This window comes from Pygmaiobacter massiliensis, assembly GCF_900199435.1.
GTDB lineage: Bacteria > Bacillota > Clostridia > Oscillospirales > Ruminococcaceae > Pygmaiobacter > Pygmaiobacter massiliensis.
In genome coordinates this window covers 727,566-750,806 of record NZ_OAML01000003.1, presented here as the reverse complement: position 1 = coordinate 750,806, position 23,241 = coordinate 727,566, and the positions used below count along the sequence as shown (strand labels likewise).

Genomic DNA, 23,241 nt, shown 5'->3' with positions numbered 1-23,241 from the left:
GTCAAGCAAACCCAACGAGCCAAAAAACACAAGGGGCTTTACAAACCCAAAAATATTTAATATAATTTAGTGAATGGGTATAAAAATAAAAAATACAAAATGTATCCTTATTTTTTTAGCCGGGAACTAAAAAAAGAAAAAACTATGGAGCGTGAGGGTAAACTTATGGATATGTTGGACAAACAAATTCTTGCATTGCTTGAAAAAAATGCACGCATGACGGTAAAAGAGCTTGCACAGCAAGTTTCGCTGACTCCGCCTGCCGTATCGCAGCGTATCCGTCGTATGGAGCTGGAAGGCATCATTGAAGGATACACGACCATCATTAATCTGGAACAGGCCGGACGCAGCATTCGCGCGCTAATCAGCCTTTCCGTTCCGCCAGAGCGGCGTGAAGAGTTCGAACAGCTGGTAGAACAGCAGGCAGCCGTTTTGCAGTGCCACCATGTTACGGGTGCGTACAGCTTTATTGTAAGTGTCGCTGCTAAAGATATGTCCTCACTGGAAAAGCTTATTAATCGCTTTCAGAAAATCGGGCAAACCAGCACTCAGATCATTCTTTCGAGCACCAATGCCAGTGTGAAGCTGCTGTAAGCCTCACTTGATGCATAGCGGCTCCTAGTCCCATGTTTCAGACAGAGGCAAGGTCCCGTCTAAAAAAGGAATGTGACAAATTACAAACGCAGAAGATGCTATGGTATCTTCTGCGTTTTTTTGCGGCATAAAGCAAGGTTCCTATAGATAGCTTTCCCCTGCCGCGCCTATTTTCGCGTTAAGAAAACGGAATAAATAAGCGGGAGCCTTTTTTCCAAGGCTCCCGCTTTTATGTAACTTCTAAAAGTTCTTATTGGTTTTTGCTGGTCTGGCGCAGGGTTTGGCGCACATTTTTCACTTCAGCGGCACCTCTTGCAAGAGATTCCTCTGTTTGGCGCAGCATATTTTCGCAGTAGTCGGTAATCGTTGTACGCATCTCACGCGCCTGCTGCTGAGATGCACCCAAAAGCTCAGCGGCACGCTGCTGGGCTATCTTCACAATCTCTTCCTGATCTACAAGCGCACGGGCGCGATCCTCTGCTTTTTTGATGATGGCCTCTGCTTCTCTGCGGGCAGCCGCCACAATATCTGCACGGTCGTTAACAATTGCTTTTGCCTGTTTAATTTCGGTGGGCATCGCAAGCCGTACATCATCGATGATGTCACGGATTTTGTCCACATCTACCATGCGTTTTCCGCCTGTCAAGGGCAAACTGGGCGATTCCTCTAAGGTCTCATCCATCAAATCGAGCAATTCATCCATATTCATGGCGTTCACCTCTCTCTTGTTATCTTCTTATTGTATCGTTATTCGGGCTGTTTGTACAGCCTTTCCATAATTTCTTCACATAACTCTGGTGGCACAAATTCTGCAATGTCACGCCCTTCGGCTGCAATTTGTTTTACCATGCTCGAAGAAAGGTACATATATTGCGGTGCGCAGCTCATAAACATCGTTTCCATATCTTCCAGCTTTTTATTAATCAGCGCCTGCTGAAACTCATACTCAAAGTCGGTTACAGCGCGCAACCCCTTAACGGCAACGTGCGCCCCATGCTCTTTGGCATAGTCCACAAGCAAGCCTTCAGACGAATCCACTGAAACATTCGGCATGTTAGCGGTTGCGCGGCGAATCAGCTCTACGCGTTCCTGCACGCTAAAGCTTGGTACTTTAGCACGGTTTACAAGCACCAAGACTATTACTTTATCGAAAATTTTCGCGCTGCGACGGATGATATCCATGTGGCCCAGCGTAACGGGATCATAACTGCCGGGACAAAGTGCAATATTCATGAGGAGATCCTTCCTTTCGGGATCGGCGGTAACAGCTTGTCCGCAGGCAAAGCTGCACGGTAGCGAACGGCGGGCAACAGGGTTACCCGCACGCGGTCAATCTTACTCTTTTTCGTAACGGGTCACAAGCACTGTGCCATATTTGTACTGCTTTTTCAGCACAAGTCCATCTACCTCTTGGGGCATCTGTGCACCTTTTTCGCTCTCTGCCAGCACAATGCCGCCCTCTGAAACAACTGCGGCCACCTGAGGAAGAATTTCTGCCAGTGTGTTATGCCGATAGGGCGGGTCGAGCAACACAATGTCAAACGCATCGCGTGTACCTGCAAGGTAGGAAAGTGCGTTCATATTGGTAACGACTGCCTTGGTAAACAGGCCTGCTGCTTTCAGGTTTTTGGTCACAACGCCCACAGCTTCGCGGGATTCATCTACAAATACACAGCGTGCTGCGCCGCGCGACAGCGCTTCAATGCCCAGCTGTCCGCTGCCTGCAAAAAGGTCCAGTACGCGGGCACCGGGCAGCACAAACTGTACTGCGCTGAACATGCCCTCTTTTACTCGGTCAACGGTGGGGCGGGTTACTTCGCCACCCGGCAAAGTTTCCAGCCGCGTTCCGCGGGCGTCACCTGCAATTACTCTCATCATAAAATCCTTTCGGAAAACGCAGCCATTACATCGCCGCGCAATGTTATGTTTTATTCGGATTTTTGCCAGACAAAACCAGCAAAATACCAGCTGCGACAATCTGTGTCGCCTAACTATTATCACGGTTCTCGCGCGCTTTGTCAAGGGTTGGCGTGATAATGGTGGAACACCGCCTCAGCAGCCTTATAGCTAGCCCCTGCGGCACAAAGTTCTTCAATTGTCGCTTCACTGATGGCGTGAATCGTCCGGAACTCTTTCAGTAATTTTTTCGCAGTTACCTCACCCACATTTTCGATTTCAGTCAAGCTGCTTTTAAACGCTTTCTTTTTGCGCTGCTGGCGCTGAAAACCGACTGAAAACCGGTGCACCTCTTCTTGTATTGTGCCGATAAAGGCAAAGACTGATTTGTGCATCGAAAGTGCGATTTCGCCGCCATCTCCTACAATACCGCGGGTTCGGTGGCGGTCGTCTTTGACCATGCCAAAGATAGCGACATCTTCAAACGCTGTGCCGCGCAAGGCCGCGCGCACAGCAGAAAGCTGCCCCTTACCGCCGTCCAGCAAAATCAAATCCGGCTTAATGCCAAACTGCCCGGTTCCCTCATGCTCATACTCCCAGGTGCGGCGCTGCAACACCTCTGCCATCGAGGCAAAGTCATCGGTACCAACCACGCTTTTCACCTTAAACTTGCGATATCCGCTCCGTTTTGGTCTGCCTTTTTCAAACACAACCATACCCGCAACGCTTGTACCCTCGCCCCAGTTTGAAATATCGTAACTTTCAATGACCTCTGGCGCCTGAGACAGCCCGAGCGTGCGTGCCACCTCGTCAAGCAGCCGTTCCTCTTTCGAAACACGTCCGCTGCGCAGCGTTAGGCTTTCTATGGCGTTCAGGGTCGCCATCTGCACCAGCCGTGGGCCATCCCCGCGCTGCGGCACTGTGATTTGCACCTTGCGCCCGGCTTTTTCGCTTAGCAGCTGCTCCAATTGATCTGCATCCTGAGGCAGTGCATCAATAAGCACCTGTTTGGGAATCTCATGCTCGTCATCATAATAGCGGGGCAACAGCTCATCGCGCACTTCATCCACCGAATCGGTTTCTTTAAACAAAAACTCGTTTTTATCCACCAGTCGCCCTTCGCGGAACACCAGCATCGCCGCGCAGACGGTGTTATCTTTCACCGCAAAGCTGAATACGTCTGCATCTTTAATACTGCTCTGCACCACCCGCTGGCCCGCTGTTACCTTTTCGATTGCAGCAATTTGGTCGCGCAGCAGGGCTGCTTTTTCAAACTCCAGCGCTTCCGAAGCCGCCATCATCTGCCCATGCAGCGTTTTGATGATTTCACTTTTGCCCTCTTTTATTAGCCGGGCAGCGCCTTTGACGCATTCATCATAGCGTTCTTTGCTAATCTTACCGGTGCATGGTGCCATGCATCTGCCAATATGCGCGTTCAAGCAAGGCCGATCTTTGCCGAAATCTCGCGGAAATACGCGATTGCAGGTTGGCAAGCGAAATGCCTGTACAGCGGTTTCTACCATCTGGCGCACCGCGAAACTGCTCATATACGGGCCGATATACTCGGCACCGTCGTCCTTTTTTTGTAATTCTGCCGTAATACGCGGATATTCGTCTTTTCCTACCCGGATAAAGCAATATCCCTTATCATCTTTTAACAGAATGTTGTATTTTGGCGAGTGCAGCTTAATCTGGCTGCACTCCAGCACCAGCGCTTCAAACTCGCTGGTGGTTACGATAAAATCAAAAGAATAAGCATTCTCAATCATTCGGGTGACTTTGGTATCATGCGGAACACCTTCGCGGAAGTATTGCGAAACCCGGGTGCGCAGCCGCTTGGCCTTGCCAATATAGATAATGGTGCCATGCTTATCACTTATGATATATACACCCGGTAAAAGCGGAAGTTTCGACGCCTTTTCGTATAATTCTGCTTTGGTCATGGAAAAGCGACCGCCCCTTTCGGATACAAAATTAGAGTTAACCCACACCGCCTTTGTTCTTTTTAGCTGCGGCAGTTTGTTTGGTTTTCTATGGTACAGATTATCCCACAATACAACGGCAAAGTCAAAAAAATACTGCCCGTGGGCAAACGCTCACAGGCAGTATTTCCGTTTATGAAATAATTAGTCGCTGAAGCCGGAGTTGACCAGCTTAATGAGACCTTCGACAGCAGCTTGCTCGTCTGCGCCGTCAGCAATGATGCGAATGGTGGTGCCGCCTACAATGCCCAGGGACAGAACGCCCAGCAGGCTTTTTGCGTTGACACGGCGCTCTTCTTTTTCAACCCAGATGGAAGATTTGAACTCATTTGCTTTCTGAATAAAAAAGGTTGCCGGACGTGCGTGCAGACCAACTTGATTTTCAACGGTGACTTCTTTTACAAACATAGTAAAAACACTCCTGTTTCGTCAAAATTTTCATGAAGTGACAGATACGTTATCATATCTTTATGATATCCTAAACTTGTTTCTGCGTCAACCACAAACCTGCAGCTGTCTTAAAATTCAGCGGGTCGCTGTTTTCAAAACATAGTTTTTGCAGTTATATTGTATAGTATTACCACAAAGTTTTCAACATCGTTAGTGAATTAAAACAAGGATTTCCAACAGGAAACGTTTTCATTCATTTTCTTTGTGCGCTGCCAGATATTTTTCCAGCAAATCCGGGCGGCGTTCTGCGGTGCGTGCAAGCGCCTGCTCCTGTCGCCAGTCGGATATTTTTTTGGCATGTCCACTGCGCAATACATCAGGCACCGCGCGGCCCCGCCACACCTCCGGGCGGGTGTACTGCGGGTATTCCAATAGTCCGGAATAAAAACTCTCGTCCTCATACCCTTCCTGGCAGGACAGCACACCGTCGCACATGCGAGCAACACTGTCTGCCACCACCAACGCGGCAAGTTCGCCGCCTGTGATGACAAAATCGCCCAGGCTGATTTCTTCATCGGCCAGCTCCTGCAATGCACGCTCGTCCATGCCTTCGTAGTGGCCGCACACCAGCGTAATCGCCGGCAGCTGTGCCAGCTCTTTGGCACGCTGCTGCGTAAACCGCTTGCCGCCCGCTGTCATGAAGATAACGTGGGGCTTTTCTACCTGCTGCTGCGCTTCAATGGCCTTGCAGCACAGATAAAGCGGCTGGGCCTGAAGCACCATACCGTGTCCTCCACCGTACGGATAATCGTCTACGCTTTTCTGCCGGTTAATCGTGTAATCACGGATATTGTGGCAGTGCATCTCGATTTTGCCATTGCGCCGGGCACGCCCGATGATGCTTTCACTCAAAACGGTTTCGCACATTTCAGGAAACAGCGTCGCAATGTCAATCCTCATCGTCAAACATACCTCCGATGGGGCGTACCAGCACCTTGCCTGCATCTATGTCGGTGCTGGCGAGGAATGCTTCTACCGCAGGGAACCAGACGGTCTTGCCATCCGGCTTGCGGATTTCGTAAATGTCAGACGCACCGTTGTTGCTGACGTCGATGATTTCACCGTAGACCTCGTGGGTCTCGGCATCTTCCACCGCGCAACCAATCAGGTCCTGCACAAAATGCAAGCCTTCTGGCAGCTCTACGTCGTCACGGTTGATATAAAACACCTTATTGATAAGAGGACGTGCGTCCTCAATAGAATGGATTCCTTCAATTTCAAGCAAGGTTACATTTTTCTGCACCCGTGCAGAAACCACCTCAAGTTCTTTTTTACCGGCATCATCAAGATAAAACCGGTCAAAATCGCAAAGAAATTCCGGCCCGTCGCAGTAGGGATAAGCTTTCAGCTCTCCCATAATGCCGTGAGTGGTCACAAATTTGCCGGCTTCCAGATATTGTTTGCGCATAAGCTGTACCCTCTCTTTTTCTGGAAAAGTTTGAAAAAAGCGCGCCGACGGGCATCGCATCCCGCGGCACGCTTTAGTTCATAAGCAAAAATCTTAGTCGATCTCGACCATGATTTTCTGGTTCTCACGGACAGCAGCCGCACGCATGACAACGCGGATCGCTTTCGCGATACGGCCCTGCTTGCCGATGACGCGGCCCATGTCGTCCTCTGCCACGCTAAGGTGGTAGACAACAACGCCTTCTTCGTTCGGCTCGTCAACTGTCACGTTGACCGCTTCCTTGTTTTCCACAAGGCCGGCTGCGAGCGTGATAAGGAGTTCTTTCATTAGGAATTACCTCCAAATCAGTCTAATTTAATTGCTTAGATTAGATGATTTCTTTTTTCTTCAGCAGAACGCGAACGGTATCGGTCGGCTGTGCGCCAGTAGCGATCCATTTTTTAGCTTTCTCTGCATCAATTTCGAAAACGCTGGGCTCTTTGGTCGGGTCATAGTAGCCAAGCTCTTCGATGAAGCGGCCGTCGCGGGGGAAGCGGGAATCTGCCACAACCACACGATAGAACGGGTTTTTCTTTGCGCCCATGCGGCGCAGTCTGATTTTAACTGCCATTGTCTTATCCTCCAAAATATCAATAAGTTGAAAAATTTATTTTAACCGGTAGCCGGTAAAAACCTAAAATTACATGCCCATCATTCTGCCAAGGCCGGTTTTGCGGCCAAACGCTTTGGGGTTCTTTTTAAACTGTTTCATCATCTTTTGCATCTGCTCAAACTGGCGCAGCAAGCGGTTGACGTCCTCTACCCTTGTGCCGCTGCCCGCCGCAATACGGCGTTTGCGCTTGGGGTCAATCATCGACGGCTTTGCGCGCTCTGCTTTGGTCATGCTCTGGATGATAGCCTCAATGCGGCGGAACTGCTTTTCGCCGCTTTCCACGTCATCGTCAGACAGCTTTGCGCCGCCGGGAATCATAGAGAGCATTGCGCTTGCGCCGCCCATCTTCTTCACCTGCACCAGCTGGTCCAGCATGTCGTTCATATCGAACTTGTTTTCCATCATTCGGCGCGCGGTTTCAGCAGCTTTTTTCTCGTCCTGGACATTCTGTGCTTTCTCAATCAGGGTCAGCACGTCGCCCATGCCAAGAATACGGCTTGCCATACGCTCGGGGTGGAATACTTCGAGGTCATCCAGCTTTTCGCCGATGCCTGCGAATTTAATGGGTTTGCCGGTAACGGCACGCACAGAAAGCGCTGCGCCGCCACGGGTGTCGCCGTCGAGTTTGGTGAGGATAACTCCATCAACCCCAATGCGGGTATTAAAGTTTTCCGCCACGTTCACGGCGTCCTGGCCGACCATCGAGTCGATGACCAGAATGGTTTCGTCTACCTTAACAATCTCTTTGACGCGGCAGAGCTCTTCCATCAGTGCGTCATCTATATGCAGACGGCCTGCGGTATCGAGAATTACGATGTCGTTGCCATGATCTTTCGCATGGCCCAGTGCTTTTTTTGCAATCAAATCGGGCTGTTCGGTGCCCATCTCGAAAACAGGCACACCGGCCTTTTCGCCAACCACTTTTAACTGGTCAATTGCCGCGGGGCGGTAAATATCGCAGGCAACCAGCAGTGGGCGATGCCCCTGCTTAAGGTAATACTTTGCAAGTTTTGCCGAGTGGGTGGTTTTACCACTACCCTGCAGACCACACATCATAATCACCGTAGGCGGTTTTGAGTTGATATGGATGCCTTTGCTTTCGCTGCCCATCAGGTTCGTCAGCTCTTCGTTGACGATTTTGATGACCTGCTGTGCAGGGGTCAGGCTTTCCATTACCTCTGCGCCAATGGCACGCTCGGTCACAGTTGCGATAAAATCTTTGGCTACTTTATAGTTGACGTCGGCCTCCAGCAGCGCCATGCGCACTTCGCGCATTGCTGTTTTGATATCCGACTCTGAGAGCTTACCTTTTTGCCGCAGGCGTTTAAACGCGCCTGCCAGTTTTTCGCTTAAACTTTCAAAAGCCACGGGCGTTTGCCCTCCTATTCGCTGATATGCTGAATGATTTGAAGAATCTCTGCGGTTGCGCGGCTGATTTGTGCATCGCCGCCATAGCTGCCACCGCTATAGCTGCCGCTGTTAGAAAACTCAATTTCTTTTGCAAGCTCGCCAATGCGGGAAACGCCCTCTTGCACGGCGCGGTAACGCCCTGCAAAGCCGACCTTTTCTTCCAGGTCGAGCAGGATGGCTTCGCCGCGTTTAACCGCATCTCGCACGCCTTGGCGGGTAATGCCAAAGTTGTCGGCCACCTCTGCAAGCGAGAGATCGTCATTATAATACTGTTCCATTACGTCGCGTTGCTTTTCGGTCAGCACATCGCCGTAAAAATCAAGAAGGAAGGAAATCTCCAGGTTTTTCGCCATTTGGCTGGCCTCCTTCGCAAATTCTGTAAAGCTTTTTGCTTTACACAACTGCTATTATACTTGAAAAAGCAGATTTCGTCAAGTAGTTTTACCTAACACCTATCTTATTTTTTGTATTTTTCACAACCGACCGCTTGGTCGTTTTTTCATTGACAAGCTATAAGGAAAAGTTTACCATATTTAAGAAGATTGCATTGAGGAGTGAAGAAATTGCCCGAAACAATTTATCATGATTTGAATCAAGCAGTCAGCACAGGTGTGCTGGTACGCTGCCATGGCTTAGAAACACGCTACCACCCCCATGCAGAGCTACTTTGCTACATTAATTATTTTGGCCCTACCGGCACCTTTAAAGATGGGCTGGCGGAAGGTATGATTCGCCTTGCGGAAGAAGCAGGCGCACTGCTACCCGGTCAGCCAGTGGTAGAGATTGGCCACGGCAGTTTCGCTGCTGCACTTACCCTGGCAGGTTATCGTACCGGCCACCCCGTAACCCTGGTGCTGCCGGCCACCGCCCCGGAGCCGCGACGCAAACAACTGGCTGCACTTGGTGCTAAACTGGTGCTTGCTAATTCGTTTGACGGGCGCCGCGGCTGCGAAGAAAAGGTTACGATGGTGGTAAAAACACAACAGGCATATTATGTGAACCACTGCGAAAACGACCTCAACCCGGAATATCACCGCCGCGTCACCGGGCCGGCTCTGCTGGCAGCCTGCGGCAACCGATTGGACAGGCTGGTGGTTGGAGTTGGCAGCGGCGGCACCATCACCGGTTGCGGCGAATACATAAAAGCCTGGACAAATGGCGTGCAGGTCATCGGTGTAGAGCCTTCTGAAAGCCGCGTGCTTTCGGGTGGCCCCGCCATGCGCCATGCACTGGAGGGCATCGGTCTTGGTTTTGTGCCGGAAAACTATAATCCCTATATCGTAGACAGCATTTTACCTGTGACCACCGGTGACGGTAAGAAATTTGCAGGCGAAGCACTGCTCTGTGACGGCATTGCCGCCTGCCCTGCTTCCGGCGCAGTGATCGGCGCAGCACTTGAAACTGCGATGGACCCCGCAAACGCTGGCAAACGCGTGATTGCGATAGTAGGCGGCTGCATGAAATATTAACAGAAAGACTTGCCTTCCACCTTTCTGCCATACTCTAACAACTGAAAATGAAAGCTCTGTACCTAAGTCAAATGGCACAGAGCTTTTTACGATAAAAAAATCCCCGGCAGAAAATCTGTCGGGGATTCGTTTGCAAAACGATTGCTTATTTCTTTTTGGTTGCTGCTTTCTCGACTGCCGGTGCAGGTACGCCGCCGCAAAGTGCGAGGGTATCGCGTGCAATCATCAGCTCTTCGTTGGTAGCGATGACATAGGTTTTGACGGTAGCGCCAGGAGCGGTGAGGTCGATGACATCGCCGCGAGTTTTGTTTTTCTCGAGGTCGATTTTCACGCCGAGGTACTCCATGTTAGCGCAAACGTTCTCACGCACGGTGGAGCTGTTCTCGCCGATGCCGCCGGTAAAGACGATAGCGTCAACGCCGCCCATTGCTGCTGCAAAGCCACCGATGTATTTTTTAATCTGGTAGCAGAGCATATTAAGTGCGAGAGCTGCATTCTCGTTGCCGAGTTCTGCTGCGTTCTCGATGTCGCGTGCATCGCTGGAGATAGCGGAAACGCCAAGCAGACCGCTACGCTCGTTGAAGGTGCGGAGGAACTCGTTGCCGTGCAGGCCGGTTTTCTCAGCAATATAGGTAACGAGGGAGGGGTCAAGGTCGCCGCTGCGGGTGCCCATCATCAGGCCGCCGGTCGGGGTGAAGCCCATGGTGGTGTCAACACTGCGGCCGCCGTCAACTGCAGTGATGGAAGAGCCGTTGCCGAGGTGGCAGGTGATGATTTTGAGGCCTTCGATGGGGCGCTCCATCAGCTTTGCACAGGTTTTGCTGACATAGCGGTGAGAAGTACCGTGGAAGCCGTAACGGCGGATGTGGTACTGTTTGTAGTAGTTGTAGGGGATAGCAAACATATATGCTTTGGAAGGCATGGAGTGATGGAAAGAGGTATCGAACACGACTGCCTGGGGGATGTCGCCAAAGATACGCTGTGCAGCACGGATGCCCTGGATGTGAGCGGGGTTGTGCAGCGGTGCAATTTCAGACAGGCTGTCGATTTTCGCAACAACTGCCTCGTCGACGAGGCAAGAGTGGGGGAACATGTCCGCGCCATGTGCAACACGATGGCCGATTGCGTTTACTTCGCTGATGTTCTCGATGACAGCGCCGTCGCCTTTGGTCATCAAATCAACCAGTTTGGTGAAAGCATCGGTGTGGTTTTTGAACGCGCAGTCCATTTCAATCTGATAGCCGTCGCTGGTTTTATGCGTGATCTTGCTGCCCGGGATGCCGATACGCTCGCAGTTGCCCTTGCAGAGCACTTTTTCACCCTGCATGTCGATCAGCTGATATTTGAGCGAGCTGGAACCGCAGTTGATAACCAGAATTTTCATTTATAAGTCCTCCAAATGTACGTTTTACGATGCGGAACGGCTTCTCACAATGCGGAAAGCATGCCCCGCTTTTCAAATTATCATGTTTATTATATAATAGGACCCAGACATTTTCAATAGAAAGGGGGCGGTCTTTTCTTGAAAAACGCCGGAATCATTGCAGAATATAACCCATTTCACAAAGGGCATTTGTGGCAAATCGACGAATTACGCCGTCGGGGCGCTGAAACTATCACCATTTTAATGGGCGGAGATTTCAGCCAAAGGGGCCGTCCTGCGGCCTTTTCCAAGTTTACAAGAGCCGAGGCAGCGCTGCGCTGTGGCGCTGATTTGGTGATAGAACTTCCCCTTCCGTGGGCAGCTGCAAGTGCGCCAGATTTTGCTTTTGGCGGAATTTACCTGCTGCATTCACTGGGCTGCATAGATACACTCTCTTTTGGTGCAGAGCAAGCGGACCCTGAATGGCTGTACGATTTGGCCGCGCTGCTGGCACGTCCTGATTTTGATGAAGCACTGAAAGCGGAACTCGCTTTGGGCGGCAGTTACCCTGCTGCCCGCGCCACTGTGGCAGAACGCTTTTTACCCGGCAGCGCCGCGCTGCTTGCCACCCCCAATAACATTTTGGGCATTGCTTATCTGCGGGCCGCTGCTGTGCTCGGTTGGTCGCCAGAGCTCGCCTGCCTGCCGCGCCAGGGTGCAGCGCATGATGCCCCCGCAGCGGCAAACGGTTTTGCCAGTGCCTCGGCCCTGCGCAAGGCGCTGTTCGCTGATGACCTTGCTACACTGCGCAGCTATGTGCCCTCCACCGCATTTGAGCTGTATTGTGCAGACCTCGCCACCGGGGCGGTGTACAACGAAGATGCTTTTTCCCGCTCATTGCTCACCGTGCTGCGCACTGCTGATTCCGCACAGTTTGCGCATTGCCCTTCCGCTGGCGGCGAGGGGCTCGCTCATCTGCTTGCCTCCTCTGCCCATAAAGCCGCCACGGCCGAAGAGCTTTACACCCAGCTGAAGAGTAAGCGCTACACCCACGCACGGGTGCGCCGGCTTGCACTGGAAGCTTACCTTGGCATTGATGATACACTGCCGGCTACCCCGCCTTTTCTGCGGGTGCTGGGCGCAAGCGAAGCAGGCATTGGGCTATTGCGGCAAGCAAAAACCGCCGCTACGCTGCCCATTGCCTTTTCGCTCGCAGATGCCGGACGGCTTTCGCCCGAAGCAGAGCGCATTGCAGCGCTTACTGCACGCGGCGATGCCTTGTACGGGCTTTGCCTGGCACAGCCGCGCGCTTCAGGCAATGATTACAGCCGCAAGTTTTTGCGCGTTTAAGCAGATACTTGGCTGCTCGTCTTTTTTTACGCTGCATCCCTTGCGAGAGGTGCAGCGTTTTTCTGTAAAAAAGCTAATCGCTGCACTATTTCATTTTTCATTCGGCTCCTAAACCGCCAAACGGCTCTTTCAATTGGGTTTACGGCATGCATTAAGTTTGTTATACTGAGCAAAATGACCCTAATCCTATCGCGATTCTTCCCCAAACTGAAAGGAGGCATTCCCCTTGCTGACAATTTTCAACCGCAGAGAACTGCTTTGTACTTTTTCTATGCAGCAGCAAGCTCGCCTGCGTGACCGTCTGGAGGCACGGAATATTCCATATTCGCTGCGCACGGTAAACCGCAACGCTCCTTCTTCGTTTAGGGATACCCGCGCCCGCACAGGTACCCCGGGGCAAAACCCCGAGCGCGCCTATGAGTATATTATCTACGTGCACAAAAAAGACTATGACCAAGCCTGCACCCTGCTGGCAGATTTACTTATACCATAAATACCGGGTGTCTGTTTTGGGCCGTGAGGGTTCCCTCTCCCCTTCAAATATCCGCCTTTTCTCTTGCTAAAAAAGCGAAGGCACTCTTCAAACCAGGAGAGTGCCCTCGCTTTTTATTGTATTAAAGACTCATCTTCTGGCTTAAGTCCAGCCAAATGCACGGCGGACTCGATAATCGACATATTTGAACACGTTCAAAAACATCAGCCATTCAATGTAAAAATAGTTTGGGATGTTTTTCAGCCGAAATTCGGGCTTTTCAAGTTTGCCAAAAGCCGAAAACGCCTCTTTGGCTCCCTGCAAAAAAGGTTTGCCGTAACCACGCAGACAGAAAAACAGCACTTTAATGCCATAACCCACCAGCAAAAACGGCAGGTTGAGCAACAGCATCAGCAGCGGCATGTTTTTGTAGGGCAGCAACAGATTGTTTCGTCCGCTTTGGATTGCTTTAAAATCATTATATTTTGCGCCCTTTGCGCCACCGGTGGTTGCGCCGCAAATATGGCGGCAGACCGCTTTGGGGCAGTAGACATTTTTGTAGCCCAGGCTAAGGCCGCGCCAGCCAATGTCCACATCTTCAAGGTATGCAAAAAAGTTTTCGTCAAACAGACCAATCTCATCTAAAACAGATTTACGGTAAAGGGCCGCGCCACCACAGGCGGTGAAGCAGCGCTTTTCTTTTTGGTAGCGGCTCGCTTTCAGTCCATCGCCGGTTTTGCAGGCCCAGCCCAACAGGTTTACATAATCACCAGCATCGTCCGCCAGCTCCGGCTCGTAATAGCGCAGCATTAGCGAGGCGACCGAGAAAATTTTGGGGTCCTGCTCTGCACAGTGCAGCAGTTGCTCCAGCCAATCCGGCTGCGCAAACGCATCATTATTAAACAGCGCTACAAACTCGCCTTTTGCGGCACGGATACCCGCATTGACCGCCGCCGAAAAACCGGTGTTACTTTTGTTTTCGATAAGCGTGTAATTTTCTCGCCCAATATAGCCGCGCGCCATTTCCAGGCTTTCATCGGTACTGCCATTATCTATCACGATCAGTTCAAAATCCTGCTCGGTTTGGGCAAAAATACTCTCGATAGAATCTTTCAGCCAGCCCGCACCGTTGAGATTGGGTATCACCACTGTCGCTTTCAAATTTTCACCCTCTTATTCCTTTGTTACAAAGCGCAAAACTGCAAAGATCGATATCTTTTCTTACCATTGCACTTTCGTTCGATTCTTTTCACTGGTCTATTGTACCGTGCTTTCTGTGGTTTGGCAATTGCTCTGTGCTAAAATTCATCGTATAATAAAATTGTTTCTGGTATTTTTCAAGGCGCACACTGCGCTGTTTTTATTAAAGGAGCAACAATATTATGGGTCAGCTTTCTTCGGTTCAGCTTTTTCTTTTGGATATGGACGGCACTTTTTATCTGGATGCCACCCCTTTGCCCGGTGCCCTGGACTTTTTGGACGCATTGCGCAGCAAAAACGTTCCCTTTGCCTTTTTGACCAATAACTCCTCTAAAGGCAAGCAAGACTATTTGAAAAAGCTCGCCGCAATGAACGTCTTTGTCACTGAAAAAGAGATGCTCACCAGTGGTGACGCTACCCTTTCTTTTCTCGAAAAAGAGAATTTTTCTAAAGAGCTTCTGCTGATTGGCACCCCTAGCTTAGAGGCACAGTTTGCCGATGCTGGATACCTGCTGGATTCTGCCGAGCCGAAGGCCGTGGTGCTGGGCTTTGACACCACCCTCACTTATGAGAAACTTACCCGGCTTTGCAACGCGGTGCGTGCAGGGCTGCCCTATATTGCCACTCATCCGGATTTCAACTGCCCGGTAGAAGGTGGTTATATTCCAGATATCGGCGGCGTTATCGCGCTGGTAAAGGCTTGCACCGGGCGTGAACCGGATGCAATCATCGGCAAGCCAAACCGCTTTATTGCCGAAGCGGCAGCCAGCCGTTTCGGGGTTGCGCTGCCCGACATTTGCATGGTGGGCGATCGCCTTTACACCGACATTGCACTGGGGCGCTGCGGCGTAAAAACCGCGCTCGTCTACACTGGCGAAGCTACCCCAGAGCTGTATGCCGCAAGCGATGAAGCGGCGACCTGGACCTTCGGCGGTATTAAAGATATGATTGCCGAGCTGTAATGGCGCAATGCAAATGAGCCGCTTGGTTATGGCGAAGCTCTTAAAACGTGCGCTTCCTGTATTATTCAAAGGAGATGAAATCCTCGTCTAATCGCTCAACATTTTCTTCGCCGTCACGTCGCCTTTTGCTTTATTTATTTGCGTCTGCCGGCCTTTGCGCTTTGCCGTGCGGCACTTTGCTATTAGCAGTCCAGTACACGTTGCGCAGCTTGCTTGCCGGTAAGCTGCCAAACGGTACGGTTGTGGACATGGCAGATGGCCCTACCTCTGTTTTTCTGGCAACAACCGGCACTAATTTTGCACAGATGGCTCTTTATATCTCTCTTGCGCTTTTACTGGTGACCGGAATATTATTGCTGATAAGGCGACGCAAACCGTAAGCTCAGCCAAAAACAAAAGCCCTGCTTTTTACCGATTACTCGGAGAAAAGCAGGGCTTTTTTAGTTAAGTAAAGCGTTTGCGTCAGTGCAGGTTACATGCTGCCAATCAGCGCCAAGAGCAGAATCAGAATTGTAAAGCCCATGCCGATGGCAACCCAAATCAGGCGGCTGCGCGCCCAGTTTTTGCGGTTGGCATTGGGTTCAGAGCCGAAGCCCCACATCACCAGCATAATCAGGTTCAGCACCGGAACAGCGCAAATCAGATCCATCAGCAAAAACTGCCCAACCGTAAGGGGCTGGTTTTCATCGGTGCGCGGCGGCACATAAGAAGAAGCCGCGTAGCTGTTTTGCATTGCAGGCGCACGGTAGGCGGACTGCTGGGCGTCTACTTCCGGCGTTTCGGGCGCAGCTGCGGGTGCAGCTTGCGGTGCCGGGGTGGTGAAATCGCTCAGCGAAGTGACGGGAGTGCCGCAGGCACCACAGAACTTCACTTCATCCGGCAGCTCTTTGCCACATTTTTTACAAATCATTCGATGACCATTCCTTTCCGGGGGCCGCATAGCGAGGTAAGCCTTGCGGCATTCCTACCAAACATACAGCCGGAAAAGGTCCGAACTGCTGCTGCCCAATCTGTTTGATTTATTTTCAGAATACCACAAAATCCTCCGGATAGCAATGAAAAACCAGTGAAATCATACCTGCCCTAGCGGAATACGCACGGTGAAAGTTGTCCCGTTTTCTTCGCTGGAAGCCAGCTCTATGGTGGCGTGGTAGACGTTTGCAACATGCTTGACAATCGCAAGGCCGAGGCCGGTGCCGCCCATCGCCTTGCTGCGGCCTTTATCAATGCGGAAGAACCGTTCAAACACGCGCTGCCGGTACTGCGGCGGGATATATCCCATCGAGTTCCAGACGCGATAAACAGCCTGACCCTGCTCTACCGTCAGCTTTGCAAGCACGGTGCCGCCGGGCATATTATAGCGAATTGCATTTTGAATCAGGTTGCCCGCAAGTTCGTTCAGCTCGCGGCGGGAGGCGGAAAGCACTGCTTTTTCAGTTTCGCAGCACAGCCGTACCTCGCAACTATCCGCAAGCGGCTGTGCGTTTTGGATGCACTCCTCTACAATTTCGGCAAAATCCAGCACTTCGCGCTCAAACGGGATATCCCCCGCCTCCAGCCGACTAATCATAATGATGTCGCCAATCAGACTTTGCATCGTGCCGGTTTCTTTTAAAATGCGCTCCGCAAACGATTTTTGCTGTTCCTGGGTCAGCCCGTCTTTGCAAAGCAGTTCAGCAAAGCCGCGAATAGAGGTAATCGGGGTTTTCAGCTCGTGGCTGGCACTTGAGAAAAACTCTTGCCGCATACGCACGGCATTGGTCTGGGTGGTAACGTCTTGCAGCACCAGAATAATGCCCTCGCCCACAACAGAAATGCGTGCTTCCACCACGTGCCCGCCTGACATCTTAATTGTAATGGAACGATTTTCTCTTTGTTTTTGCACTTCATCTACGCAATCCAGCAGTTCTGTGTTGCGGGTGGCGTAGATGATATTTTTGCCCAGCACTTCCCGCGGGCAGCCAAGCAGTGCTGCCGCTGCACCGTTGAGCATCTGTATTTCCTCTTTTTCGCTCAGCAAAATAAGGCCTTCGCTCATATTATCCAGCAGATAGCCGATGCGGTCACGCTCTTCGCTGAGTTTGGTGATGGCGCGCTCCACTTCGCTGGAAAGCTGGTTGATGTCGGACGCCATATCCTGCAGCTCTTCATATTTATAGTGCTCGGGCGAAAGTGTGGTTTCGCCTGCGGCAACCAATTTTAAACTGTCCGAAAGTTCCGTAAGCGGCGCAGAGATACTGCGCGCCATGCGGTCTGCAAGCGCACCGCCTACCAGCAGCGCGACCAGTGCCGCCAGCAGCATAGCCGGCATAATACGAATCAGCCCTGTAACCACACCGTTGTAACCGGCTGCCACCCGCAAAAAGCTGCCATCCGAAAGGCGAGTCGCCACATACATCATGTTGGTGCCCGTAGTATCGCTGCGGCGGCTGTCAACGCCATAGGTACTGCTGCGTGCGCCTACAATCTCCTGCCGGTCGGCATGGTTCTTCATCTGGGCTGCATCGGCTGTACTGTCTGCTAAAACCGTGCCGTCCTCTGCAATCAGCGTAACGCGCATTCCGCCTGCCGCGCGGGAGAGATCTTTCACTTCCTGCTGCTTGGCATCTTCGGCATTGTAGCCGCGTGCCATCAATGCCACTGTGCGTTGCAGCTCTGTGCGGGTGCGCTCGCTTTCGCGCGTTTCAAATACCAACGCCGATAAAACAGCAGAGAGGACTAGTCCAATAAACAGCACAATCAAGGTGCTGTTTAGCATTTTCTTTTTCATGGGGATGCCCCTTCCTTTCTGGGAGCTGACCGGGCCTGCTGAACGCGCTGCCAAACCATGCAGCGCCGCTTCAGTTCCTCCGGCAGGTTATTATTGCGGCTGTTGTCCAATAAAACGGTAGCCGACGCCGCGCACAGTGCGGATAAACTGCGAATCTGACGCAGTGTCCCCCAGCTTGCCGCGCAGGGTGCCAATGTGCATATCCAAAGTGCGCGTTTCGCCGATGTAATCGTATCCCCATACAGATTGCAGCAGCTCTTCGCGGGGCAGCACACGGTCCGCATTCTGGACCAGCATTTTTAAAAGTTCAAACTCTTTATAGGTCAGCTCGACCGGCTCGCCGGAAAGCTGAACTTCCCGTGTTTTCATGTCAATGGTCAGCGGGCCGAATCTCTGTACTTCCGGTTGCACCGGGGCAGTGCCGCGCAAAGCAGCGCGCACCCGCGCAGAAAGCTCCAGTACGCTGAACGGCTTGGTAACATAATCGTCCGCGCCTGCGTCGAGGCCGGTGACCTTATCGGTTTCAGTATCTTTTGCAGTGAGTAAAATCACTTTGGTTGCAGAAAAAACCGGGTTGCGGCGCACCAGTTTCAGCGCGGTCACGCCGTCCATGCCCTCCAGCATAATGTCGAACAAAATCAAGTCGGGGCGCAGCTCTGAAAGCGCTGCCAGCGCCTCTTCTGCCGAAGAATACCCGTTTACCTGGTACCCTTCTGCCGAAAGTGCTGCCAAAAGCAGTGCTCGAATGCTTTCGTCGTCCTCCACTACGCAGATGCGTTTTGCCATGTTGTCGCACTCTTCCTTTCCGGAATGGTTTTTTCTGCCGGTGTGCCGGCTGATTGATTAGTTGCCGGTATGATGCACGCCGGTTTTATAGTATTCTGTCCACTCGCAGACGTTTACCGCATGGTCACCCAGGCGCTCAAGATATTTGATGACCATCAGGTAGTCAATTGCGGTGTCCGCCATCGAGCTATCCTCTGTCAGCACGCTGACGAGGCGTTTTTTGATATTGTTAAAGGCATCGTCTACGATGTCGTCCCGCGCGATGATTTTTTTCGCAGCGGCAACATCAGCCAGTGTAAATGCTTCCACCGCATCGCACACCATTGACTGTGCCTCTTCTGCCATTGCACGGATATCCGGCAGCACGGCAGGGATATCCCGCACAATATGGCGGCTGATCTCTGCAATATCTGCTGCGGCATCGCCAATGCGCTCAATATCGGTAATCATCTTCATCGCAGTAGAGATAATACGCAGGTCACGTGCGACCGGCTGCTGGCGCAGCAAAAGGGTCATGCACTGGTGCTCAATCTCACGCTCCAATTCGTTGAGGCGCGCATCGCCTTTAATTACGGCTTCGGCACGGGCGGTGTCGTGCTGCTCAAAAGCGGTAATCGCGCTGGCGATTGCTTCAGTGGCAAGGCTGCTCATACGAAGCAGGCTTGCAGAAAGCGCAGAAAGCTCTGCGTCAAACGAAAATCTTGCTGCCAAAATAGGTCACACTCTCTTTCGTCATTATAGCATATTATAAAACAAGAAAACGGATAAGGAAAGCGGTGGCCGCGGTAAACAGAATTATTTTGTCAAATACCGCTTAGCCAAAACGTCCAGTGATGTAATCTTCGGTGCGTTTATCCTTCGGCATGCTGAAAACCTGCTCGGTATCGCCGAATTCAATCATTTCGCCCAGCAAAAAGAAAGCGCATTTATCGCTGATGCGGGTAGCCTGCTGCATATTGTGCGTAACGATGACAACCGTGTACTGTTCGCGCAGTGTTGCCATCAGCTCTTCGATGCGCATAGTCGACGCCGGGTCCAGTGCGCTGGTCGGTTCGTCCATCAGCAGCACATCGGGCTGCACTGCCAAAGCGCGCGCAATGCAAAGGCGCTGCTGCTGCCCACCAGAAAGCCCAAGCGCACTTTTTTTCAGCCGGTCTTTCACCTCATCCCACAGGCCTGCGCCTTTCAGAGAAGTTTCGACCAGCTCATTCAGCTCTGCGCGGCTGTGCGTGCCGTGCAAACGTGGGCCATAAGCAATGTTGTCATAGATGCTCATCGGGAAAGGGTTCGGTTTTTGAAACACCATGCCGATTTTTCTACGCAGGGTCGTTACGTCCACGCTGGGCGCAAAGATATCTTCATCGCGAAAAAGCACCTCACCTTCCACCCGCACACCCGGCACAAGGTCGTTCATGCGGTTGAGCGTTTTCAAAAAGGTAGATTTGCCGCAGCCAGAAGGGCCGATAAAAGCAGTAATCTGCTTTTCCGGAATTTCCATGCTGATGCCGCGCAGTGCCTTAAACGTATCGTAATACAATACAAGGTCCTTGCTGGTAATGATAGGTTTCATAGCTATTCTAAGTCCTTTCCGATTCTGCGCTTACTTTTGCGCGCAGCAAAATGTAGGAATTTCTTTTAGCGGGAAAGCCGTCTTTTCGCAAATTTGGCAAGCAGGTTGATGCCAAACACAAGCAGCATCAAAATGGATGCAATTGCAAAACCGACATCGAATTTGCCGCGCTCGAACACGTACACATACAGGGCCACCGAAAGGGTGCCACCGCTGCGGCTCATCGCCTGGAAGATGTTCCCCGCAATAACTGCACCGATGCCGGCAGTGAAAATCAGTGCTGCGGATTCGCCCACGATGCGGCCGATTGCAAGAATACAGCCGGTCACAATGCCGTCCAAGCTGGAGGGTAGGATAATGGTGCGAATCATCGTCCACTTGGTAGCGCCGAGGCCCAGCGCGCCTTCACGGTAACTTTCGGGCACGGTTTTCAGCGATTCCTGCGTGGTGCGGATGATGGTGGGTAAAATCATGATAACCAATGTAAGCGCACCGGAGCGCAGTGAAACCTGCAACCCGAGGAACTGGCAGAAAAACAACATACCAAACAAGCCGTAGATGATAGATGGAATGCCTGCCAAGGTTTCTGTTGCAAACTCGATAATGGCAACAAAGCGGCGGTTGGTGGCATATTCATTGAGATAAACCGCTGCGCCGATGCCAAGGGGTAGTACGATAATCAGCGCGAGTAAAATCATGTAAAAGGTATTCAGAATATTGGGCAGAATGCCGATGGTGCCGCGCAGTGCGCTGGGTGAGGTGGAAAGCAGCTCCCAGCTGATATAGGGCAACCCACGCATAAAGATGTAACCAATCAGACTGACCAGCAGCAGCACCGTGGTCGCCGCGGCCACGCAAATGGCACCGCGCAGCAGATTATCACGAAGCCGACGTCTGGGACTCCGGTCGTTTTGCAGCATATCAGCGTCCCCCCTTTTTATGTTTCAGCAATGCATTCAAAAGGAAATTAATCAACATAATGAAGCAGAACAGCACCAGTGCAATCGAGAACAGTGCCTCACGCTGCAGCCCTGCCGAGTAGCTCATCTCCTTGGACACCGCCGTGGTCAGGAAGGTGACGCTGGTAAACAGTTCCGGCATATTTGCCACGTTGCCAGCTACCATCATAACTGCCATTGCTTCACCAATAGCGCGGCCAATGCCAAGCACAACACCTGCCGCAATGCCGCTTTTGGCTGCGGGGATACTGACTTTAAAGATGGTTTCCATCTTGGTCGCGCCAAGGGCAAGGCTCGCCTCTTCATATTCGGGCGGCACAGCATTCAGCGCCGTTTCCGAGACGTTGATGATGGAGGGCAGAATCATAACTGCAAGCACGAGGATAGCAGCAAACAGACTGGTGCCATTGGCTAAGTTAAAAGTTTTTGCCACAAAAGGCACCAACACCATCATACCAATCAAGCCGTAAACCACCGAGGGGATACCCGCAAGCAGCTCTACCGCGGGACGTACGGCATTGGCCAGCTTTTTCGGGGCTACTTTAGAAAGAAAGACGGCGGTGAGCAGGCCGATGGGCACGCCGATGAGGGTAGCCCCTGCCGTGCCGTATACCGAAGTAAGTATAAACGGCAAAATACCAAATTTCGGCTCAGCCGCAGTAGAAGCCCACTCGGTGCCGAACAGAAATTTGGCCGGGCCGATTTTAAAGATGGCCGGAAGACCGGCATAAAGCATATAGCCGGTGATGATGACAACGCAGGCGATAGCAACGATGCCACACGCAAAAAACACGGTGTTCATCACCTTTTCAGTGACCGTTTTAATTTTCATTCGATCCTACCTCACTCGGTAAATGGGGCGGCAAGGCCCCGGCGGAAACCGCCGGGGTATGCTGCACATTTTTATTTTTTATTTTGCAAGGGGTACTGCGCCTGCTGCAATGATGATGTCGGCAGCCTCTTTGCTTTCAGCAAACTCGATGAAAGCTTTGACAGCCGCGCTCTGCTCGGCACCCTCTTTGACCACAAAGTTGAAGGGGCGCTGCACTTTGTAGCTGCCGTCCTGCACGGTGGTCTCACTAGCTTCTACACCCTCTACGGTGATGGCTTTGACGGTGTCGTCTACAGCAGAGAGGCTGGCGTAGCCGATGGCATTTTCGTTTGCTGCCACCGCTGCGATTATAGCACCAGTAGCGGTCAGCTCCTGTGCATATTTGCAAGAATCCTTTACGTCAATGATGGACTCGAAACCGTCGCGGGTGCCGCTGCCGGCCTCACGGCCAATCATAACGACCGGCGCATCTTTGCCGCCAACCTCTTTCCAGTTGGTCACTTCGCCATTTGCCAGGCCTTTAATCTGCTCTACCGTGAGGTCTGCAATGGGATTGTTGTTGTTGACGATGATAGCAATGCCGTCCAGTGCAACGGTGATGGCGGTCAGGCCGGTTTCACTGTCTTTCAGCCCACGAGAGGAAAGGCCGATGTCTGCGGTGCCTTCGGTTGCTGCGGTGATGCCTGCGCCGGAGCCGGTCGGGTCATAGGTGACATCGACGCCGCCGTTTTCCATCATAAAAGCCTCAGCCAATGCGCCGATGACCTTTTCCATCGAAGTGGAACCGTTGGTTGCAACCTTGCCGGAAAGTGCAGCCTGCCCAGCTGCAGAGCTGCCAGCAGACGGTGCAGAAGAAGATGCGGCGCCGCCGCAGCCTGCCAAAAGTGTCGCTGCCATTGCAGCGGTAAGTACGATAGCAATCAGTTTTTTCATATTTTGTCCCTTTTCCTTTCGTAATCAGAACCGCATCGTGCGGCTTATCTAACGTGTTTCTGAGGTACGATTTTAGTTTACCAGACTTATTCATGTCAAAATATCGCGATTTTGTATGTCTTTTGTAAAGCGCAGGTAAACCGCAGGGGCAAAAAACACTGCTCTCTTTTTGCGTCTACTTGT

At 51.8% G+C, this 23,241-nt stretch carries 27 protein-coding genes; 6 read left to right on the top strand and 21 right to left on the bottom strand.

Annotated elements, in window-relative coordinates; all coding sequences use genetic code 11:
- Positions 1–165: 165 nt before the first annotated feature.
- Positions 166–594 carry an Lrp/AsnC family transcriptional regulator gene (locus C1A11_RS08085; protein ID WP_102051038.1) on the top strand — a complete coding sequence of 143 codons (429 nt, stop codon included), beginning with the start codon at positions 166–168 and terminating at the stop codon, positions 592–594.
- 250 nt (positions 595–844) lie between these two features.
- On the opposite strand, the gene C1A11_RS08080 is transcribed toward C1A11_RS08085, so the two are convergent.
- From C1A11_RS08080 to ylxM, 11 genes are all read right to left on the bottom strand, one after another.
- Positions 845–1,303, bottom strand: coding sequence for an ATPase (locus tag C1A11_RS08080; protein WP_102049976.1), 459 nt, complete (start codon positions 1,301–1,303; stop codon positions 845–847).
- 38 nt (positions 1,304–1,341) lie between these two features.
- Positions 1,342–1,827: a pantetheine-phosphate adenylyltransferase gene (gene coaD / locus C1A11_RS08075; protein ID WP_102049975.1), complete on the bottom strand. Its 486-nt coding sequence runs from the start codon at positions 1,825–1,827 to the stop codon at positions 1,342–1,344.
- 102 nt (positions 1,828–1,929) lie between these two features.
- Positions 1,930–2,472, bottom strand: coding sequence for a 16S rRNA (guanine(966)-N(2))-methyltransferase RsmD (gene rsmD / locus C1A11_RS08070; RefSeq protein WP_278335978.1), 543 nt, complete (start codon positions 2,470–2,472; stop codon positions 1,930–1,932).
- Between the two features lie 140 nt (positions 2,473–2,612).
- A complete protein-coding gene (uvrC, locus tag C1A11_RS08065; protein ID WP_102049973.1) occupies positions 2,613–4,433 on the bottom strand; it encodes an excinuclease ABC subunit UvrC in 1,821 nt (606 codons plus the stop codon).
- A gap of 183 nt (positions 4,434–4,616) precedes the next feature.
- The gene (locus tag C1A11_RS08060) at positions 4,617–4,880 is read right to left on the bottom strand and encodes an HPr family phosphocarrier protein (RefSeq protein ID WP_102049972.1); all 264 of its coding nucleotides are present in this window, start codon (positions 4,878–4,880) and stop codon (positions 4,617–4,619) included.
- A gap of 231 nt (positions 4,881–5,111) precedes the next feature.
- On the bottom strand, positions 5,112–5,822 hold the full coding sequence (gene trmD / locus C1A11_RS08055; protein ID WP_102049971.1) for a tRNA (guanosine(37)-N1)-methyltransferase TrmD: 711 nt from the start codon (positions 5,820–5,822) through the stop codon (positions 5,112–5,114).
- Positions 5,812–6,330: a ribosome maturation factor RimM gene (gene rimM / locus C1A11_RS08050; RefSeq protein WP_102049970.1), complete on the bottom strand. Its 519-nt coding sequence runs from the start codon at positions 6,328–6,330 to the stop codon at positions 5,812–5,814. Before rimM ends, trmD begins: the two co-directional genes overlap by 11 nt.
- Positions 6,331–6,423: 93 nt before the next feature.
- The gene (locus C1A11_RS08045) at positions 6,424–6,657 is read right to left on the bottom strand and encodes a KH domain-containing protein (protein WP_102049969.1); all 234 of its coding nucleotides are present in this window, start codon (positions 6,655–6,657) and stop codon (positions 6,424–6,426) included.
- 40 nt (positions 6,658–6,697) lie between these two features.
- A complete protein-coding gene (rpsP, locus tag C1A11_RS08040) occupies positions 6,698–6,940 on the bottom strand; it encodes a 30S ribosomal protein S16 (RefSeq protein WP_102049968.1) in 243 nt (80 codons plus the stop codon).
- Positions 6,941–7,009: 69 nt separating this feature from the next.
- Positions 7,010–8,350 (bottom strand): signal recognition particle protein, encoded by a 1,341-nt coding sequence (gene ffh, locus C1A11_RS08035; protein ID WP_102049967.1) that lies wholly within the window; start codon positions 8,348–8,350, stop codon positions 7,010–7,012.
- 14 nt (positions 8,351–8,364) lie between these two features.
- Positions 8,365–8,745, bottom strand: coding sequence for a YlxM family DNA-binding protein (ylxM, locus tag C1A11_RS08030; RefSeq protein ID WP_102049966.1), 381 nt, complete (start codon positions 8,743–8,745; stop codon positions 8,365–8,367).
- 210 nt (positions 8,746–8,955) lie between these two features.
- Here ylxM and C1A11_RS08025 point away from each other — a divergent pair, with 210 nt between their 5' ends.
- The gene (locus tag C1A11_RS08025; protein ID WP_180950290.1) at positions 8,956–9,861 is read left to right on the top strand and encodes a pyridoxal-phosphate dependent enzyme; all 906 of its coding nucleotides are present in this window, start codon (positions 8,956–8,958) and stop codon (positions 9,859–9,861) included.
- Positions 9,862–10,006: 145 nt separating this feature from the next.
- Here the strand turns inward: C1A11_RS08025 and C1A11_RS08020 are convergent, their stop codons facing one another.
- Positions 10,007–11,245 carry an acetate/propionate family kinase gene (locus tag C1A11_RS08020; RefSeq protein WP_102049964.1) on the bottom strand — a complete coding sequence of 413 codons (1,239 nt, stop codon included), beginning with the start codon at positions 11,243–11,245 and terminating at the stop codon, positions 10,007–10,009.
- Positions 11,246–11,383: 138 nt separating this feature from the next.
- On the opposite strand from C1A11_RS08020, the gene C1A11_RS08015 reads away from it, so the two are divergent.
- Positions 11,384–12,574: a tRNA(Met) cytidine acetate ligase gene (locus C1A11_RS08015; RefSeq protein ID WP_102049963.1), complete on the top strand. Its 1,191-nt coding sequence runs from the start codon at positions 11,384–11,386 to the stop codon at positions 12,572–12,574.
- 226 nt (positions 12,575–12,800) lie between these two features.
- Positions 12,801–13,067, top strand: coding sequence for a hypothetical protein (locus C1A11_RS08010; protein WP_102049962.1), 267 nt, complete (start codon positions 12,801–12,803; stop codon positions 13,065–13,067).
- 141 nt (positions 13,068–13,208) lie between these two features.
- Here C1A11_RS08010 and C1A11_RS08005 read toward each other — a convergent pair whose 3' ends face one another.
- Complete coding sequence (locus C1A11_RS08005; RefSeq protein ID WP_102049961.1) at positions 13,209–14,207, bottom strand: glycosyltransferase family 2 protein; 999 nt, start codon at positions 14,205–14,207, stop codon at positions 13,209–13,211.
- Between the two features lie 221 nt (positions 14,208–14,428).
- Here C1A11_RS08005 and C1A11_RS08000 point away from each other — a divergent pair, with 221 nt between their 5' ends.
- Together C1A11_RS08000 and C1A11_RS07995 are read left to right on the top strand one after the other, a co-directional pair.
- Positions 14,429–15,208 (top strand): HAD-IIA family hydrolase, encoded by a 780-nt coding sequence (locus C1A11_RS08000; protein WP_102049960.1) that lies wholly within the window; start codon positions 14,429–14,431, stop codon positions 15,206–15,208.
- Between the two features lie 176 nt (positions 15,209–15,384).
- Entirely contained in the window at positions 15,385–15,588 is a 204-nt protein-coding gene (locus C1A11_RS07995; protein ID WP_180950289.1) for a sortase B protein-sorting domain-containing protein, read from the top strand.
- A 92-nt stretch (positions 15,589–15,680) separates the two neighbouring features.
- On the opposite strand, the gene C1A11_RS07990 is transcribed toward C1A11_RS07995, so the two are convergent.
- The 8 genes from C1A11_RS07990 to C1A11_RS07955 all read right to left on the bottom strand — a co-directional run bounded on the left by C1A11_RS07990 (position 15,681) and on the right by C1A11_RS07955 (position 23,058).
- Positions 15,681–16,118, bottom strand: a complete 438-nt coding sequence (locus C1A11_RS07990) for a zinc-ribbon domain-containing protein (protein WP_180950288.1) — start codon at positions 16,116–16,118, stop codon at positions 15,681–15,683.
- Positions 16,119–16,280: 162 nt separating this feature from the next.
- Positions 16,281–17,978: a sensor histidine kinase gene (locus tag C1A11_RS07985; protein ID WP_102049957.1), complete on the bottom strand. Its 1,698-nt coding sequence runs from the start codon at positions 17,976–17,978 to the stop codon at positions 16,281–16,283.
- 90 nt (positions 17,979–18,068) lie between these two features.
- The gene (locus tag C1A11_RS07980; RefSeq protein ID WP_102049956.1) at positions 18,069–18,764 is read right to left on the bottom strand and encodes a response regulator transcription factor; all 696 of its coding nucleotides are present in this window, start codon (positions 18,762–18,764) and stop codon (positions 18,069–18,071) included.
- Positions 18,765–18,821: 57 nt separating this feature from the next.
- A complete protein-coding gene (gene phoU / locus C1A11_RS07975) occupies positions 18,822–19,475 on the bottom strand; it encodes a phosphate signaling complex protein PhoU (RefSeq protein ID WP_102049955.1) in 654 nt (217 codons plus the stop codon).
- 103 nt (positions 19,476–19,578) lie between these two features.
- On the bottom strand, positions 19,579–20,334 hold the full coding sequence (pstB, locus tag C1A11_RS07970) for a phosphate ABC transporter ATP-binding protein PstB (protein WP_102049954.1): 756 nt from the start codon (positions 20,332–20,334) through the stop codon (positions 19,579–19,581).
- A gap of 65 nt (positions 20,335–20,399) precedes the next feature.
- Positions 20,400–21,254 carry a phosphate ABC transporter permease PstA gene (gene pstA / locus C1A11_RS07965; RefSeq protein WP_102049953.1) on the bottom strand — a complete coding sequence of 285 codons (855 nt, stop codon included), beginning with the start codon at positions 21,252–21,254 and terminating at the stop codon, positions 20,400–20,402.
- Between the two features lies 1 nt (position 21,255).
- Complete coding sequence (gene pstC, locus C1A11_RS07960) at positions 21,256–22,125, bottom strand: phosphate ABC transporter permease subunit PstC (RefSeq protein ID WP_102049952.1); 870 nt, start codon at positions 22,123–22,125, stop codon at positions 21,256–21,258.
- Between the two features lie 78 nt (positions 22,126–22,203).
- Positions 22,204–23,058, bottom strand: a complete 855-nt coding sequence (locus C1A11_RS07955; protein WP_102049951.1) for a phosphate ABC transporter substrate-binding protein — start codon at positions 23,056–23,058, stop codon at positions 22,204–22,206.
- Positions 23,059–23,241 lie beyond the last annotated feature (183 nt).

Coding starts and splice junctions, on each gene's coding strand:
- C1A11_RS08085 (WP_102051038.1), top strand. CDS start 166: ATGGATATGTTGGACAAACAAATTCTTGCATTGCTTGAAAAAAATGCA.
- C1A11_RS08080 (WP_102049976.1), bottom strand. CDS start 1,303: ATGAATATGGATGAATTGCTCGATTTGATGGATGAGACCTTAGAGGAA.
- coaD (WP_102049975.1), bottom strand. CDS start 1,827: ATGAATATTGCACTTTGTCCCGGCAGTTATGATCCCGTTACGCTGGGC.
- rsmD (WP_278335978.1), bottom strand. CDS start 2,472: ATGATGAGAGTAATTGCAGGTGACGCCCGCGGAACGCGGCTGGAAACT.
- uvrC (WP_102049973.1), bottom strand. CDS start 4,433: ATGACCAAAGCAGAATTATACGAAAAGGCGTCGAAACTTCCGCTTTTA.
- C1A11_RS08060 (WP_102049972.1), bottom strand. CDS start 4,880: ATGTTTGTAAAAGAAGTCACCGTTGAAAATCAAGTTGGTCTGCACGCA.
- trmD (WP_102049971.1), bottom strand. CDS start 5,822: ATGAGGATTGACATTGCGACGCTGTTTCCTGAAATGTGCGAAACCGTT.
- rimM (WP_102049970.1), bottom strand. CDS start 6,330: ATGCGCAAACAATATCTGGAAGCCGGCAAATTTGTGACCACTCACGGC.
- C1A11_RS08045 (WP_102049969.1), bottom strand. CDS start 6,657: ATGAAAGAACTCCTTATCACGCTCGCAGCCGGCCTTGTGGAAAACAAG.
- rpsP (WP_102049968.1), bottom strand. CDS start 6,940: ATGGCAGTTAAAATCAGACTGCGCCGCATGGGCGCAAAGAAAAACCCG.
- ylxM (WP_102049966.1), bottom strand. CDS start 8,745: ATGGCGAAAAACCTGGAGATTTCCTTCCTTCTTGATTTTTACGGCGAT.
- C1A11_RS08020 (WP_102049964.1), bottom strand. CDS start 11,245: ATGAAAATTCTGGTTATCAACTGCGGTTCCAGCTCGCTCAAATATCAG.
- C1A11_RS08000 (WP_102049960.1), top strand. CDS start 14,429: ATGGGTCAGCTTTCTTCGGTTCAGCTTTTTCTTTTGGATATGGACGGC.
- C1A11_RS07990 (WP_180950288.1), bottom strand. CDS start 16,118: ATGATTTGTAAAAAATGTGGCAAAGAGCTGCCGGATGAAGTGAAGTTC.
- C1A11_RS07985 (WP_102049957.1), bottom strand. CDS start 17,978: ATGAAAAAGAAAATGCTAAACAGCACCTTGATTGTGCTGTTTATTGGA.
- C1A11_RS07980 (WP_102049956.1), bottom strand. CDS start 18,764: ATGGCAAAACGCATCTGCGTAGTGGAGGACGACGAAAGCATTCGAGCA.
- pstB (WP_102049954.1), bottom strand. CDS start 20,334: ATGAAACCTATCATTACCAGCAAGGACCTTGTATTGTATTACGATACG.
- pstA (WP_102049953.1), bottom strand. CDS start 21,254: ATGCTGCAAAACGACCGGAGTCCCAGACGTCGGCTTCGTGATAATCTG.
- pstC (WP_102049952.1), bottom strand. CDS start 22,125: ATGAAAATTAAAACGGTCACTGAAAAGGTGATGAACACCGTGTTTTTT.
- C1A11_RS07955 (WP_102049951.1), bottom strand. CDS start 23,058: ATGAAAAAACTGATTGCTATCGTACTTACCGCTGCAATGGCAGCGACA.